The sequence below is a fragment of the Nitrospirota bacterium genome (genome assembly GCA_035873375.1).
Taxonomy (GTDB): domain Bacteria; phylum Nitrospirota; class Thermodesulfovibrionia; order Thermodesulfovibrionales; family JdFR-85; genus BMS3Bbin07.
Genome location: JAYWMQ010000041.1, coordinates 61,168 through 75,213, shown reverse-complemented (window position 1 = coordinate 75,213; position 14,046 = coordinate 61,168). Strand labels below are relative to the sequence as shown.

The following is a 14,046-nucleotide window of genomic DNA, read 5'->3' as shown; positions in this document are numbered from 1 at the left end:
CAGTCCGGCGGCAGGGGGCAGTATGGTCACGTCCTGATTGAGATTGAGCCCGTTGAGAAAGGTAGCGGCTTTGAGTTTATAAGAAAGATTGTTGGCGGTTCAATACCGAAGGAGTTTATACCTGCGGTTGAGAAGGGCGTTAAGGAAGCCCTTGAAACAGGGGTGCTGGCAGGTTATCCTGTAGTTGATGTGAGGGTTACACTCTATGATGGTTCTTATCATGAGGTCGATTCGTCTGAAATGGCGTTTAAGATAGCTGGTTCCATGGCCTTTAAGGCTGGTGTCAAGAAGGCCAACCCCGTGCTACTTGAACCGGTAATGGCTGTAGAGGTTATAACACCGGAAGAATACATGGGTGATGTTATAGGCGACCTGAACTCAAGAAGAGGGAAGATGCAGAGTATGGAGAAGCGGGGCAACGCCCAGGTTATCAAGGCACACGTGCCCCTTTCCGAGATGTTCGGTTATGCCACCGACCTCAGGAGCAAGACGCAGGGAAGGGCTACCTATACGATGCAGTTTTCCCATTACGAAGAGGTTCCGAAGAGTATAGCTGAGACAATCGTCTCCCGTGTCAGGGGAGAATAAAAAAAATGAGATTTTTTTTTACGGTTTCTGGTATATTATAAAGCTTCCGGATGATGATACCACTCCGGGATCTGTGATTTTCAGGTAAATTATTTGTCTTTACAAGAGGTTACGCGCCTCCATGAAGGAGATGGTTCCTTCAGACCATAAATATTAATGTTGAGTTGCAGGGCTTAAGACAGTATCTATTTTAAAGAGTAAGGTATGACAAGGTCTTTTAAGAGCTTAGTTTTTTTAAGGAGGAAAAATGGCGAAGGCAAAATTTGAAAGGACGAAGCCGCATGTAAACGTAGGGACGATAGGGCATGTGGATCACGGAAAGACGACATTGACGGCAGCGATAACGAAGGTGTTGTCAATGAAGCAGATGGCAGCGTATACGAGTTACGATGAAATAGACAAGGCACCGGAGGAGAAGGCAAGGGGAATAACGATACAGACGGCGCACGTGGAGTACGAGACGGAGAATCGTCATTATGCGCATGTGGACTGTCCGGGTCATGCAGACTATGTAAAGAACATGATAACGGGAGCGGCGCAGATGGACGGAGCGATCCTGGTGGTGTCGGCGGCGGACGGTCCGATGCCGCAGACGAGGGAGCACATACTGCTGGCGAGGCAGGTAGGGGTGCCGTACATAGTGGTATTTATGAACAAGACGGACCAGGTGGATGACCCTGAACTGCTGGACCTTGTAGATCTGGAGATAAGGGAGTTGTTGAGCAAGTATGATTTCCCCGGGGATGAAATCCCGATAATCAGGGGGAGTGCGCTGAAGGCTCTGGAGAGTGAGAGCACGGATACCGGGGCAGAGGAGTACAAGAGCATATATGAGTTGATGGAAGCGGTGGATGAGTACATAAAGACACCGGAGAGACCGATAGACAAGCCGTTTCTGATGCCTATAGAGGATGTATTCAGTATAAGCGGAAGAGGGACGGTTGTAACGGGCAGGATAGAGCGAGGAGTGGTAAAGGTAGGAGAGGAAGTAGAGATAGTGGGATTTGGAGAGACGCGCAAGACGGTTGCGACGGGGATAGAGATGTTCAGGAAGATACTGGACGAGGGAAGGGCCGGAGACAACGTAGGAGTGTTGTTGAGGGGAATAGGGAAGGAAGAGGTAGAGAGGGGCCAGGTGCTGGCAAAGCCGGGGAGCATAACACCGCACAGGAAGTTTAATGCAGAGGTGTATGTGTTGACCAAGGAGGAAGGCGGCAGGCATACGCCGTTTTTTAATGGATACAGGCCGCAGTTTTATTTCAGGACAACGGACGTGACGGGAATAGTGACGTTGCCTGAGGGAGTGGAAATGGTGATGCCCGGGGATAACGTAAATGTAGAGGTGGAGCTGATAACGACCGTGGCGATGGAAGAGGGCGTGAGGTTTGCGATAAGGGAAGGTGGCCGTACTGTAGGCGCTGGTGTTGTTACTAAGATAATTGAGTAGGGAGATTATGAACCAGAAGATAAGGATAAAATTAAGGGCATACGACCACAGGATACTTGACCAGTCAGTGAAGGAGATAGTAGATACTGCTCAGAGGACGGGGGCAAGAATTGCAGGTCCGGTGCCTCTTCCAACAAGGATTCATAAGGTTACGGTATTGCGGTCACCACATGTAGATAAAAAGTCGAGAGAGCAGTTTGAAATAAGGACACATAAGAGGTTGATAGATATTTATGACCCCACTCCTCAGACAGTTGATGAGCTCATGAAGCTTGAGCTGGCTGCAGGTGTGGATGTGGAGATAAAGCTATGATGGGGATTCTTGGGAAAAAGCTCGGGATGACGCAGATATTTGATGAAAAAGGTAGGGTAATCCCGGTCACGGTTGTAGAGGCCGGTCCATGCCGGGTGATACAGGTAAAGACAAGAGAGCGTGACGGCTATGAGACGGTACAGGTGGGATATGAAGAGATCAAGAAGCTCAAGAAGGTTACCAGGCCGGTGTCAGGGCACTTTAAGAAGGCAGGATCTCCTCCATGCAGGATATTGCGGGAGATTCCAGTGAGTGGTGAGCTTGGCGTTGGAGATGTCATAACAGTAGACAGGTTTCAGAAAGGTGACAAGGTGGTTGCAATAGGTGTCTCAAAGGGAAAGGGTTTTCAGGGAGTAATGAAGAGGTTGGGGTACAGCGGTGGTCCGGGATCGCATGGTTCCATGTTTAACAGGGCACCGGGTTCAATTGGCGGCAGCTCTTTTCCGTCGAGGGTCTGGAAGAATACAGGAATGCCCGGACGTATGGGTGGACGAAGGGTTACGGTCAGGAATCTTGCTGTGGTTGATGTGAAGCCGGACCAGAATCTGATTTTAATTATGGGTGCGGTTCCGGGACCTGTCGGCGGATATATAGAGATCAGGAAGGATGATTGAAAATGCCTGAGATAGAGATAAGAGATAAAGATAATAATGTAGTTGAGAAGGTGCCGGTTTCAGAAGATATCTTTGGCCTGGAGGTCAGAACAGGCCTGCTCCATGAGGCTGTAGTCAACTATCTTGCCAATCAGAGGCAGGGTACTCATGCCGCAAAGACACGCGGAATGGTACGTGGTGGAGGAAAGAAGCCCTGGAAGCAGAAGCATACGGGAAGGGCAAGGCATGGAAGTGTAAGGTCTCCCCTGTGGAAGGGTGGAGGTGTTGTTTTCGGGCCACAGCCGAGGGATTACAGCTATAAAATGACAAGGAAGCAGAGAAGGCTGGCCATGAAGACGGCACTGAGTACAAAGCTGAGGGATGGCGAACTTATAGTAGTTGACTCTATAGAGCTTGACAGGCCAAGGACAAAAGATATAGTTGCCCTGCTGAATGGGTTGGGACTTGATGGCAAGTCTGTGCTGATAGTTGTTCCGGAGAAGGATTCCAATGTCTATCTTTCAGCGAGAAACATCCCAAGGGCAAATGTTGCAAGGGCGGCTGATATAAATACTTACGACCTGCTTGTGCATAATTATGTTCTGATGACAAGGGATGCGCTGAAGAAGGTACAGGAGGTTGGAGAATGAGCGACGCTTACGATATTTTAAAGAAGCCGGTTTTTACAGAGAAGGCTACTTATTTAAAGGAAACAAGCGGTAAGCTGATAGTCGAAGTCGATAGAAGGGCTAACAAGATAGAGATAAGGAAGGCGTTTGAAGAAGTTTTTAAGGTTAAGGTTGTGAAAGTTGCAACAATAAACGTTCGGGGAAAGAAAAAGAAGTGGGGCCGTTCCGTGGGCCGGTCGTCGGCAATGAAGAAGGCGGTTGTTACCCTTAAAAAGGGTGAAAAACTTGACTTTATAGAAGGGGTTTGATGATTTGTTGTTGAAAATTGTAAAACAGGTAATGTAGAGCTGTATTGCATGGATTTTGTAATTTTCAATTTTAAATTTAAGGAGTAGAGATGGGAATCAGAATATACAGACCAACATCACCAGGCAGAAGATTCATGTCGGTTGCTGATTACAGTGAGCTGACAACAGACAAGCCGTATATGCCGCTGTGTGTGTCTCTCAAGAAACGGGGTGGCCGGAATAACCAGGGCAGGGTGACGGCCTGGCAGAGGGGTGGTGGAAACAGGAGGCTTTACAGGATTGTCGATTTCAAAAGAGACAAGTTCGGTGTGCCTGCAACAGTGGAGACCATAGAGTACGACCCGAACAGAACGGCAAGGATTGCATTGCTGAAATATGTTGATGGTGAACGGAGATATATACTTGCACCAAACGGTATCAAGGCTGGAGATCAGGTGATGGCCGGGCCGGAGGCTGAGATCAAGGCAGGAAATGCATTGCCTTTAAAGAACATGCCGCTCGGTACCTTTATACATAATATTGAGTTAAGGCTTGGACAGGGGGGTAAACTTGTCAGGAGTGCGGGGACTCAGGCCCAGCTTGTTGCAAAGGACAAAAAATATGCACAGATAAAGCTTGGTTCCGGAGAAGTGAGGCTGGTGCCTATAAATTGTATGGCAACAGTCGGCCAGGTCAGTAATGTGGATCATGAGAATATAAACTATGGTAAGGCCGGGAGAAAGCGCTGGGTTGGCAGGAGGCCAAGCGTCAGAGGTGTGGCAATGAACCCGGTAGATCATCCCCTTGGTGGTGGTGAGGGGAAGAGTTCCGGTGGCAGGCCGGCCTGCTCGCCGTGGGGTAAGCCTGAGGGTGTAAAGACCAGGAAGAATCATAAAACTGACAAGTTAATCGTAAAGAAAAGAAAATGAAGAGAGCAGGGGTTTTAATGCAAGACAAAACATGTTTAAATAGCCGGCTTGCAAGCTGGAGTCAATGTAAAGGAGGCGTGAGTGCCAAGGTCTCTTAAAAAAGGTCCATTTGTTGATGTAAAGTTGATGAAAAAGGTTCAGGTGATGATCGATACCGGGGAGAAGAGAATAATCAAGACCTGGTCCCGCAGGTCCACCATACTGCCTGATTTTGTAGGCATGACGTTTGCTGTACATAATGGAATGAAGTTTATTCCTGTGTACGTTTCCGAAAATATGGTGGGACATAAGCTTGGTGAGTTTTCACGTACGAGGACTTACAAGGGACACGGGGGGAGCGAAAGGACCACAAGGGTGAAGGGTTAATGTCTATGGAATCTAAGGCTATGCTGAGATACGCGAGGATTACACCAAGAAAGGCCAGAAGGGTGATTGACCTTATACGGGGCAAGAAAGCAGGAGATGCAATGGTTGCCCTGAAGTTTATGCCTTACAGGGGGGCACCGTATGTAGAAAAACTGCTCCGTTCCGCAATGGCCAATGCAGAGCAAAAGGAAGTTGATGTACCGGAGGATATGAAGGTGGTCACGGCCTATGTTGATGAGGGCCCTGTGATGAAGAGGCTTTTTCCAAGGGCAATGGGAAGGGCAAATATTATAAAGAAGAAGTCGTGTCATATAACCATAGTGCTTGCAGAGGAGGAATAAATTTGAATGTTAAACTTTTAATGTTGAATGGTAAATTGTCCCCGGTCTTTAATCCATCGTTCAACATTCATAATTCAACATTAAATCCGGGGGTGTATTTTGGGACATAAAACTCATCCCATAGGTAACAGAATCGGGATAATCAGGACATGGGAATCAAGATGGTTTTTAAAGCAGGGATATGCAAAGCAACTCCATGAAGACCTGCAGATCAGAAAGCACATTAAGGGGAAACTTTACCATGCAGGAATCTCAAAGATTGAGATAGAGAGGGTTGGTGAAAGAGAGGGTCAGAAGGTCAGAATCGCCATTCATACTGCAAGACCGGGTATCATAATAGGTAAGAAGGGAGCAGAGGTGGAGCGGCTGAAGAAGGACCTGGAGGCCATGATTGGAAAGCAGGTTGCCATTGATATAAAAGAGGTAAGAAAGCCGGAGCTTGATGCACAGTTGGTTGCGGAGAACATTGCGATGCAGCTTGAGAAGCGGGTTGCATACAGAAGGGCACTGAAAAAGGCTGTCGGTTCAGCGATGAGGTTCGGTTCCCAGGGTATAAGGGTTCACTGTGCCGGTCGGCTTGCAGGGGCTGAGATTGCCAGAAAAGAATGGTATAGAGACGGGCGTGTTCCATTGCACACCTTTCGTGCAGATATTGATTATGGTTTTGCTGAGGCAAGGACAACGTATGGTGTAATAGGTGTAAAGGTCTGGATGTATAAAGGTGAGGTCCTGAGTGCTACCAGTTAGTTACCGGTCGCCGGATATCAGTTGCCGGCTATTGGGACGACTGGTGACAGATGAAATAAAGGAGTTATAAGCTATGTTAATGCCAAAAAAAGTTAAATATCGAAAGACCCAAAAGGGCAATATGAGAGGAAAGGCCTATAGGGGATCCGACGTATCTTTCGGACAGTACGGGCTTAAGGCTCTTGAGCCGGGATGGATAACAAGCAGGCAGATAGAGGCTGCGAGGGTTGCAATTACAAGGCATGTTAAAAGGGGCAGCAAACTCTGGATAAGGATATTCCCTGACAAGCCCATTACAAAAAAACCTGCTGAGACAAGGATGGGAAAAGGAAAGGGAAATCTGGAATACTGGGTAGCAGTGATAAAGCCCGGACGAATACTGTATGAGATGTCAGGAGTGCCTGAGGATGTTGCAAGGGAGGCCCTCAGGCTGGCTTCACATAAATTGCCTGTAGCGACGAAGTTTGTTAAGAGAGAGGAGGCTGTGCTTTGAAACCTTCTGACTTGAGAAACATGACGGCGGAGGAACTCCTGCAAAAAGAGAAGGAATTGAGAAAAGAGCTATTTAATCTTAGGTTTCAGCAGGCAACAGGTGAAATTCAGAACCCTAAGAGGATTAGTGCGGTAAGAAAGAGTATTGCAAGGATTCTGACTATAATTACAGAGAAGGAAAAACAGAAGACTGCCTGATTTCAATGCGGTCATGTGAAGAATAAAGGCTGAAATATTATTATGTATTTACTGATAATATATAAACGATAAGGAGTAAAAGAGGTAGACATGCCAAGAAAAGTCTTTGTTGGTAAGGTAGTAAGTGACAAGATGGATAAGACTGTGACAGTGGCAGTTGCGCGACAGTATAAACACCCCCTTTATAAGAAGATTATCAAGAGGGTATCCAAGTTTAAGGCACATGATGAGGATAACCTTTGCAAGTCCGGGGATACAGTCAGGATTCTCGAGTCAAGACCGTTAAGCAAGACTAAACGATGGGTTATTGTAGACGTACTGAAAAAGGAAAATTAGTGCCGTTATACAAAAGCACGGGAAAACGATAATAGAATAACAGATCTTGTTTTTTTCTTTTCGTATTTTTCAGATTTCCGTATAACGTAAAACGAAATTCGGGAGTGATAGGAAGATGATACAGGTACAGAGCATTCTTGAAGTAGCAGATAACTCAGGGGCCAAAAGGGTAATGTGTATAAGGGTTCTTGGGGGCTCACGAAGAAGATATGCGAGGGTAGGAGATGTTATTGTCGTGAGTGTAAAAGAGGCTGTTCCCAACAGTAACGTAAAAAAGGGTTCCAAGGCAAAAGCTGTTGTGGTGAGGACGAGGAAGGAGACCCGGCGTCCGGATGGTACTTATATAAGGTTTGACCAGAACGCCTGTGTACTGATAAATGCACAGGGTGAGCCGGTGGGAACAAGGGTGTTTGGCCCTGTAGCAAGAGAATTAAGGTGGAAGGAATTTACCAAGATTGTGTCTCTGGCACCTGAGGTATTATAGAATATCAGTATAGGCGCTCAGTGTGAGTAGAACCGTTCACAAATGCTGACACTGAACAATATGGAGGAAAAAATGGGATTAAAAATAAAGAAAAGCGATAAAGTGATTGTTATATCCGGAAAAGAGAAGGGAAAGCAGGGCAGGATCCTTTCGATTATGCCAAAGAAAAACCGTGTAATAATTGAACGTGTAAATATGATAAAGAGGCATATGAAGCCGTCAAGACAGTACTCCCAGGGTGGCATAATAGAAAAAGAAGGCACTCTTCATATATCGAAAATTATGCTTGTATGCCCGAGATGTCAGAAACCTTCCCGTATCAGTAACCATATTCTTGATGATGGACGCAAGGTGAGGCTCTGTAAGAGATGTAAGGAGGTAATAGACCAGTAATGGCTGAGAAGAAATATATTCCAGGGCTGAAAGAGAAATATTCTAAAGAGGTGATTCCTCAGTTAATGAAGGAGTTATCCTGTAAAAACGTGATGCAGGTGCCTAAACTTGAGAAGATTGTTCTTAATGTGGGACTCGGTGAGGCGATGCAGAACATTAAGCTCCTTGATGCGGCACAGAAAGAACTTACTGCAATTTCGGGACAGAAAGCGGTTATAACTAAAGCAAAAAAGTCCATAGCTGGTTTTAAGCTGAGAAAGGGGATGCCTATAGGCTGCAAGGTGACACTCAGGGGTGATATGATGTATGATTTTCTTAATAAACTTATAAGTATCGCCATACCCCAGATCAGGGACTTCAGGGGGCTTACTACAAAGTCCTTTGACGGCAGGGGAAATTATGCAATGGGTGTCAAGGAGCAGTATATATTCTCCGAGATAGACTACGAAAAGGTTGATATGGTTCACGGTTTTGATATTATAATATGCACAACTGCCAAAACTGATGGAGAGGGAAAGGCACTGTTGAAATATCTTGGAATGCCTTTTAAGGATTAAGGAAAAACTCACGGTGTAGTACATATATAAGGAGTGATTAAGATATGGCCAAGAAGTGTTTAGTTGAGAAGACGAAGAGAACACCGAGATACAAAGTCAGGGCATACAACAGATGTCTTATCTGTGGCAGGCCCAGAGGATATCTGAGGCGTTTTGCCATGTGCCGGATCTGTTTCAGGACGCTGGCGCATCAGGGACTAATCCCTGGAGTAACAAAATCAAGTTGGTAGGAGAGAGGCATGTTAACTGACCCGGTTGCTGATATGCTGACAAGGATCAGGAATGCCACCATGATCAGGGCTGAGAAGGTGGATATTCCCGCGTCACGCATGAAGTTGGAAATAGCCAAGATACTCAAGGAAGAAGGGTTTATCAGGGCTTATAAGATTATCAAGGATAAAAAACAGGGAGTTCTGAGGATCTCCTTAAAATATGTTGACGGGGAGAGTATCATCTCCGGGCTGAAAAGGGTGAGTAAACCCGGCAAGAGGGTCTATGTCGGCTACAGAGATGTGCCGGTTGTTATGGGCGGAGTGGGGCTTTCAATACTCTCAACACCTAAAGGCATCAAGAGTGACAAGACCTGCAAATGGGATAAGCTCGGTGGAGAACTTCTCTGTCATGTCTGGTAAATTCAGTCATAAGGCATTGGTCTTTTGTAGTTCAGGTTTTGGTAATGTCAAGGTGACAAACATACTTATAAGTGAGGAGAATTAAGGGATGTCAAGGATAGGAAGAAAACCTGTAGAGATACCGAAGAGTGTGAATGTGAAGGTTGACGGGACCCTTATCGAGGTGAAGGGACCAAAAGGTGAGCTTCGCTGGAATTTCCCGTCTTCCATGAATCTGAATATAGAGAAGGACAGTATCCTGGTTTCAAGACCGGATGATACAAAACAAAAAAAGGCGCTTCACGGACTTACAAGGAGCCTTATTGCCAATATGGTGGAAGGTGTAAGTGTGGGGTATAAAAAAGAACTGGAGATAGTCGGGATCGGATACAAGGTGGATTCAAAGGGTAAAACACTGACTTTTTCCCTTGGATATTCGCATCCTGTTGAATTCATACTGCCTGAAGGTGTATCTGCAGAGGTTGACCACAAGGCCCGGCCTTTGAAGGTTACGCTTACAGGTTATGATAAACAGCTTGTTGGTCAGGTAGCGGCAAATATCAGGGCTCTGAGGCCGCCGGATGCATACAAGGGAAAGGGTATACGCTACGCAGGCGCGAGGCTCAAACTTAAACCCGGCAAGGCAGGGAAAAAGTAGGAAGTCCTGCTGGATTCGACTTTTATAGTGCTGATTGTATTCGGTATAATATAAAATAACGTGCTTAAATAAATGCGGAGGTTTCCTGAGTTGAGAAGAACAAGAAGAGAGGCAAGGGAGAGAAGAAGCAACAGGGTAAGAAAGAAGGTCTTTGGAATGCCGGAAAGGCCGAGGCTTGCTGTTTATGGTTCACTGAATCATATATATGTCCAGATTGTTGACGATATGAAGGGAGACACCCTGATTGCCGCATCAACACGTGATAAGGAGATGAAGGAACTGTCAACCCATGGCGGCAATATTGAGGCTGCAAAAAAAGTGGGTGGGCTCCTGGCAAAGAGGGCCGTAGAGAAGGGTATAAAGAAGGTGGTCTTTGACAGAGGTGGCTTCAAGTTTCATGGCAGGATCAAGGCACTTGCAGATGCTGCGCGAGAAGGCGGTCTGGAGTTTTAGATATTGTTCATTTATCATTTATCATTTATCATTTGTCATCGATGTAAATGGTAGATGAACAATGGAAAATAATAAATGGTAAATCAGGATAAGGAGGAATGGTGCAGAGGATTGACCCGTCAGAGCTGGAAATACAGGAAAAAGTAATCTTTATCAATAGAGTTTCCAAGGTGGTCAAAGGAGGACGGAGGTTTTCCTTTACAGCCCTTGTTGCCATAGGTGATGGTAATGGCACGGTTGGGCTTGGCAAAGGCAAGGCTTCAGAGGTTCCGGAGGCTATCAGGAAGGCAATAGAGCAGGCAAAGAAGACACTCATAAGATTTCCTCTTAAGAATGGCACTATACCATACGACATAATAGGAAAGTTCAGTGCAGGAGAAGTCCTGATAAAGCCCGCACCAAAAGGCACCGGTGTAATTGCCGGAGGAGCTGTACGGGCAGTGCTTGAGGTATCAGGTATTGAAAATATAGTTGCCAAGTCCATCAGAAGTCATAATCCATTTAATGAAGCAAAGGCAACATTGAATGGACTTGTGAGCCTTAAAGACCCCGAAGTTGTACGAAGATTGAGGGGGAAGTCATCTGAGGAAGAGACCAGGGAGGCCCGGAAGAATGCTTAAGATAAAGCTGAAGAAGAGCTATATCGGTAACCCTGAGAAATTGAGAAGAGTGCTCAGGAGCCTCGGTCTGAGAAAGATAGGACAGACTGTCATGCACCCTGACGTTCCTGTTATAAGGGGAATGATTAACAAGGTTCCGCACCTTATTGATGTTGAAGAGTCAAAGGGTGAATGAAGATTGAAGACAGTAGATTTAAAATGGAGGTATTGTAATGAAAATAGATGAATTAAAGCCTGATGAAGGGAGCAAAAAGAAGGCCAAGAGAGTCGGCAGAGGACCAGGCTCAGGACACGGAAAGACCTCGTGCAAAGGTCACAAGGGTCAAAAAGCCCGCTCTGGAGGTACGAAGGGGCCCGGGTTTGAGGGAGGGCAGATGCCCTTGCAGCGGAGGCTTCCCAAACGTGGCTTCAGTAATGAGCCGTTCAGAAAGGAATTCGCCATAACGAATCTCAAGGTTCTTTCAAATATAGAGGATGCCGATACTATAACCCCGGAGTTGCTGCTTGAGAGAGGAATTCTGAAGGATATTAAAGATGGATTAAAGATCCTCGGAGACGGTGAACTCTCCAGGCCGTTGAATATCAAGGCTCATGCTTTCAGCACTTCTGCCATGCAGAAAATAAATGCTTCCGGCGGGAAGGCCGAGGTGATATAGTTGGGAGCACTCTCTTCTTTTCAGAATATATTCAAGATCGAAGAACTTAAAAACAGGGTTTTGTTTACCCTTGTCCTTCTTGCAGTATACAGAATGGGTGCTCATATCCCCACGCCAGGAATCAATGGTGAGGAACTGAGCAAGTTTCTGACCGAAAGGGGTGGGGCTCTTATGGATTTCTTTGATATCTTCTCCGGTGGTGCGCTCTCAAGGGTGACTATATTTGCCCTTGGTATCATGCCTTATATCAGCGCATCCATTATCCTTCAATTGCTTACGGTTGTTATTCCCGCTATCGGCAAGCTTGCCAAGGAGGGGGAAGAGGGAAGAAAGAAGATAGTAAAATATACGAGATACGGTACTGTCCTTATCAGTATTGTTCAGTCCTTTGGTATAGCCGTAGGGCTTGAGAGCATGGCCCAGGGGGCCTTTATCCAGACCCCTGGCTGGAGTTTCAGGTTAATGACCATGATAACTCTTACTGCGGGCACGGCTTTTATAATGTGGCTTGGTGAGCAGATAACCGAGCGAGGGATAGGTAACGGAATATCTCTGATAATCTTTGCCGGTATCGTGGCACAGTTGCCAAATGCCATAGTAAGTACTGTAAGGCTTGTAAGTGCGGGAGAGCTTTCCATAATATTCCTTATCATCCTGGTGTCTATGATGGTTTTTGTTGTCGGGGCCATAATTTTCATAGAAAAGGGTCAGAGGAAGATTCCTGTGCAGTATGCAAAGAGGGTTGTGGGCAGAAAGGTTTACGGAGGCCAGTCAACGCACCTTCCGCTGAAGGTAAACACTGCCGGTGTTATACCGCCGATATTTGCCTCATCCATTATCATGTTTCCGGCAACAATTGCTGGATTTATTTCAATCCCCTGGGTTCAGTCATTTGCAAGACAACTTTCCCCGGGAACTGTTTCCTATACGATTATATTTGTTAGCATGATTATATTTTTCAGTTATTTTTACACTGCCATAGTCTTTAATCCGGTTGATGTGGCTGACAATCTGAAAAAATATGGCGGGTTCATTCCCGGTATCAGACCAGGGCAGAAGACAGCTGATTATCTGTACAGGGTTTTGTCAAGGTTGACCTTTATTGGTGCAATATATCTTTCCGTTGTATGTGTCTTGCCGACAATTTTGATAAAACAGTTTAATGTTCCCTTTTATTTTGGGGGAACCTCACTCCTGATTGTTGTTGGAGTGGCCCTTGATACAGTGTCCCAGATAGAGTCACATCTGATAACGCGTTCGTATGAAGGGTTCCTCAGAAAAGGCAAGGTGAGGGGCAGAAAGGGGTAGTACAGTATGCAGGGTGTGATTATTAAGTGATTATTATAAAATCAAGGGATGAGATAAAGAAGATGGTGAAGGCCTCCGAGATTGTTGCCGAAGCCATTTTAGCAATCAAGGGGGTTATAGCCCCCAATATTACAACCAGGGAACTTGAGCAGATAGCCGAAGAGGTTATAAAGAGTCGGGGGGGAAAGCCGGCCTTTAAGGGTTACAGGGGATATCCTGCGAGTATCTGTACCTCTGTAAATAGTGAGGTTGTGCACGGAATACCGTCAGTAAGTGTAAGGCTCAGAGAGGGTGATATCGTCAGTATTGACCTTGGAGTAATCTACAAGGGATACATCGGTGATGCCGCAGTCACTGTACCTGTCGGACAAATCCCGGCTGAAACCGAGAGGTTGCTTAAGATAACCGAGCAGGCACTTTATTTGGGTATAGAGAAGGCGATACCCGATAACCGCGTTTCGGATATATCAAATGCCATACAGAGATTTGTGGAATCCAACGGATATTCTGTAGTCAAGGCTTTTGTGGGTCATGGTGTCGGGAGGTCTCTGCATGAAGACCCCCAGATTCCGAATTTTGGTCCTCCCGGCAAGGGGCCGGTGTTGAGAGAAGGAATGACACTTGCCATTGAACCAATGGTTAATGTGGGGAGCTATAAGGTGAATATACTGGAAGACGGCTGGACAACGAAGACAGCGGATGGTAAACTTTCTGCACATTTCGAACATACGGTGCTTGTAGCAAAAAATCATCCCAAAATATTGACTAAATGGGCCTGAAGGGGGTATAATTTAAGTTTAAATGCCAAAGGAAGAGAACATAGAAGTCCATGGGACAGTTGTAGAAGCGCTTCCGAATGCCACGTTCAGGGTAGAACTTGATAATGGGCAGACCATCCTTGCTTATATTTCGGGCAAGATGAGGATACATTATATAAAGATATTGCCTGGTGATAAAGTGCTGGTGGAGTTATCACCCTATGACCTTACAAAAGGAAGAATTACATACAGATATAAATAAAGTTGCGAGTTTCAGGTTAT

The 14,046-nt window shown here is 45.9% G+C and carries 26 protein-coding genes; all 26 read left to right on the top strand.

Features of this window, described 5'->3' with window-relative positions; all coding sequences use genetic code 11:
- A partial coding sequence (fusA, locus tag VST71_08910; protein ID MEC4685834.1) for an elongation factor G occupies window positions 1-588 on the top strand: 588 nt, incomplete at its 5' end.
- Between the two features lie 247 nt (window positions 589-835).
- Window positions 836-2,035: an elongation factor Tu gene (tuf, locus tag VST71_08905; protein MEC4685833.1), complete on the top strand. Its 1,200-nt coding sequence runs from the start codon at window positions 836-838 to the stop codon at window positions 2,033-2,035.
- 4 nt (window positions 2,036-2,039) lie between these two features.
- Window positions 2,040-2,348, top strand: a complete 309-nt coding sequence (gene rpsJ, locus VST71_08900; GenBank protein ID MEC4685832.1) for a 30S ribosomal protein S10 — start codon at window positions 2,040-2,042, stop codon at window positions 2,346-2,348.
- The gene (gene rplC / locus VST71_08895; protein MEC4685831.1) at window positions 2,345-2,962 is read left to right on the top strand and encodes a 50S ribosomal protein L3; all 618 of its coding nucleotides are present in this window, start codon (window positions 2,345-2,347) and stop codon (window positions 2,960-2,962) included. Before rpsJ ends, rplC begins: the two co-directional genes overlap by 4 nt.
- A gap of 2 nt (window positions 2,963-2,964) precedes the next feature.
- Complete coding sequence (rplD, locus tag VST71_08890) at window positions 2,965-3,591, top strand: 50S ribosomal protein L4 (GenBank protein ID MEC4685830.1); 627 nt, start codon at window positions 2,965-2,967, stop codon at window positions 3,589-3,591.
- Entirely contained in the window at window positions 3,588-3,878 is a 291-nt protein-coding gene (gene rplW, locus VST71_08885; protein MEC4685829.1) for a 50S ribosomal protein L23, read from the top strand. The genes rplD and rplW overlap by 4 nt, the downstream gene beginning before the upstream one ends.
- A gap of 89 nt (window positions 3,879-3,967) precedes the next feature.
- Entirely contained in the window at window positions 3,968-4,786 is an 819-nt protein-coding gene (gene rplB, locus VST71_08880; GenBank protein ID MEC4685828.1) for a 50S ribosomal protein L2, read from the top strand.
- An 81-nt stretch (window positions 4,787-4,867) separates the two neighbouring features.
- Entirely contained in the window at window positions 4,868-5,152 is a 285-nt protein-coding gene (gene rpsS / locus VST71_08875) for a 30S ribosomal protein S19 (protein MEC4685827.1), read from the top strand.
- Between the two features lie 5 nt (window positions 5,153-5,157).
- Complete coding sequence (rplV, locus tag VST71_08870) at window positions 5,158-5,493, top strand: 50S ribosomal protein L22 (GenBank protein ID MEC4685826.1); 336 nt, start codon at window positions 5,158-5,160, stop codon at window positions 5,491-5,493.
- A 99-nt stretch (window positions 5,494-5,592) separates the two neighbouring features.
- Entirely contained in the window at window positions 5,593-6,240 is a 648-nt protein-coding gene (rpsC, locus tag VST71_08865; protein MEC4685825.1) for a 30S ribosomal protein S3, read from the top strand.
- A gap of 73 nt (window positions 6,241-6,313) precedes the next feature.
- Complete coding sequence (gene rplP / locus VST71_08860) at window positions 6,314-6,733, top strand: 50S ribosomal protein L16 (protein ID MEC4685824.1); 420 nt, start codon at window positions 6,314-6,316, stop codon at window positions 6,731-6,733.
- Entirely contained in the window at window positions 6,730-6,930 is a 201-nt protein-coding gene (rpmC, locus tag VST71_08855; GenBank protein ID MEC4685823.1) for a 50S ribosomal protein L29, read from the top strand. The genes rplP and rpmC overlap by 4 nt, the downstream gene beginning before the upstream one ends.
- A 90-nt stretch (window positions 6,931-7,020) precedes the next feature.
- Complete coding sequence (gene rpsQ / locus VST71_08850) at window positions 7,021-7,266, top strand: 30S ribosomal protein S17 (GenBank protein ID MEC4685822.1); 246 nt, start codon at window positions 7,021-7,023, stop codon at window positions 7,264-7,266.
- Window positions 7,267-7,381: 115 nt separating this feature from the next.
- Window positions 7,382-7,750: a 50S ribosomal protein L14 gene (gene rplN / locus VST71_08845; protein ID MEC4685821.1), complete on the top strand. Its 369-nt coding sequence runs from the start codon at window positions 7,382-7,384 to the stop codon at window positions 7,748-7,750.
- Between the two features lie 72 nt (window positions 7,751-7,822).
- Complete coding sequence (gene rplX / locus VST71_08840) at window positions 7,823-8,143, top strand: 50S ribosomal protein L24 (protein MEC4685820.1); 321 nt, start codon at window positions 7,823-7,825, stop codon at window positions 8,141-8,143.
- Window positions 8,144-8,160: 17 nt separating this feature from the next.
- Window positions 8,161-8,700: a 50S ribosomal protein L5 gene (gene rplE, locus VST71_08835; GenBank protein MEC4685819.1), complete on the top strand. Its 540-nt coding sequence runs from the start codon at window positions 8,161-8,163 to the stop codon at window positions 8,698-8,700.
- Between the two features lie 44 nt (window positions 8,701-8,744).
- Window positions 8,745-8,930 carry a type Z 30S ribosomal protein S14 gene (locus VST71_08830; protein MEC4685818.1) on the top strand — a complete coding sequence of 62 codons (186 nt, stop codon included), beginning with the start codon at window positions 8,745-8,747 and terminating at the stop codon, window positions 8,928-8,930.
- Window positions 8,931-8,939: 9 nt separating this feature from the next.
- A complete protein-coding gene (gene rpsH / locus VST71_08825; protein MEC4685817.1) occupies window positions 8,940-9,332 on the top strand; it encodes a 30S ribosomal protein S8 in 393 nt (130 codons plus the stop codon).
- An 88-nt stretch (window positions 9,333-9,420) separates the two neighbouring features.
- The gene (gene rplF / locus VST71_08820) at window positions 9,421-9,969 is read left to right on the top strand and encodes a 50S ribosomal protein L6 (GenBank protein MEC4685816.1); all 549 of its coding nucleotides are present in this window, start codon (window positions 9,421-9,423) and stop codon (window positions 9,967-9,969) included.
- Window positions 9,970-10,059: 90 nt separating this feature from the next.
- The gene (gene rplR, locus VST71_08815) at window positions 10,060-10,422 is read left to right on the top strand and encodes a 50S ribosomal protein L18 (protein ID MEC4685815.1); all 363 of its coding nucleotides are present in this window, start codon (window positions 10,060-10,062) and stop codon (window positions 10,420-10,422) included.
- A 101-nt stretch (window positions 10,423-10,523) separates the two neighbouring features.
- Window positions 10,524-11,042, top strand: a complete 519-nt coding sequence (gene rpsE / locus VST71_08810) for a 30S ribosomal protein S5 (protein MEC4685814.1) — start codon at window positions 10,524-10,526, stop codon at window positions 11,040-11,042.
- Window positions 11,035-11,217, top strand: a complete 183-nt coding sequence (gene rpmD, locus VST71_08805) for a 50S ribosomal protein L30 (GenBank protein ID MEC4685813.1) — start codon at window positions 11,035-11,037, stop codon at window positions 11,215-11,217. Before rpsE ends, rpmD begins: the two co-directional genes overlap by 8 nt.
- A 37-nt stretch (window positions 11,218-11,254) precedes the next feature.
- On the top strand, window positions 11,255-11,698 hold the full coding sequence (rplO, locus tag VST71_08800) for a 50S ribosomal protein L15 (GenBank protein MEC4685812.1): 444 nt from the start codon (window positions 11,255-11,257) through the stop codon (window positions 11,696-11,698).
- The gene (gene secY, locus VST71_08795) at window positions 11,699-13,006 is read left to right on the top strand and encodes a preprotein translocase subunit SecY (GenBank protein MEC4685811.1); all 1,308 of its coding nucleotides are present in this window, start codon (window positions 11,699-11,701) and stop codon (window positions 13,004-13,006) included.
- 26 nt (window positions 13,007-13,032) lie between these two features.
- Window positions 13,033-13,785, top strand: coding sequence for a type I methionyl aminopeptidase (gene map, locus VST71_08790; protein ID MEC4685810.1), 753 nt, complete (start codon window positions 13,033-13,035; stop codon window positions 13,783-13,785).
- A 22-nt stretch (window positions 13,786-13,807) separates the two neighbouring features.
- Window positions 13,808-14,026, top strand: coding sequence for a translation initiation factor IF-1 (gene infA, locus VST71_08785; protein MEC4685809.1), 219 nt, complete (start codon window positions 13,808-13,810; stop codon window positions 14,024-14,026).
- The last annotated feature ends 20 nt before the right edge of the window (window positions 14,027-14,046 follow it).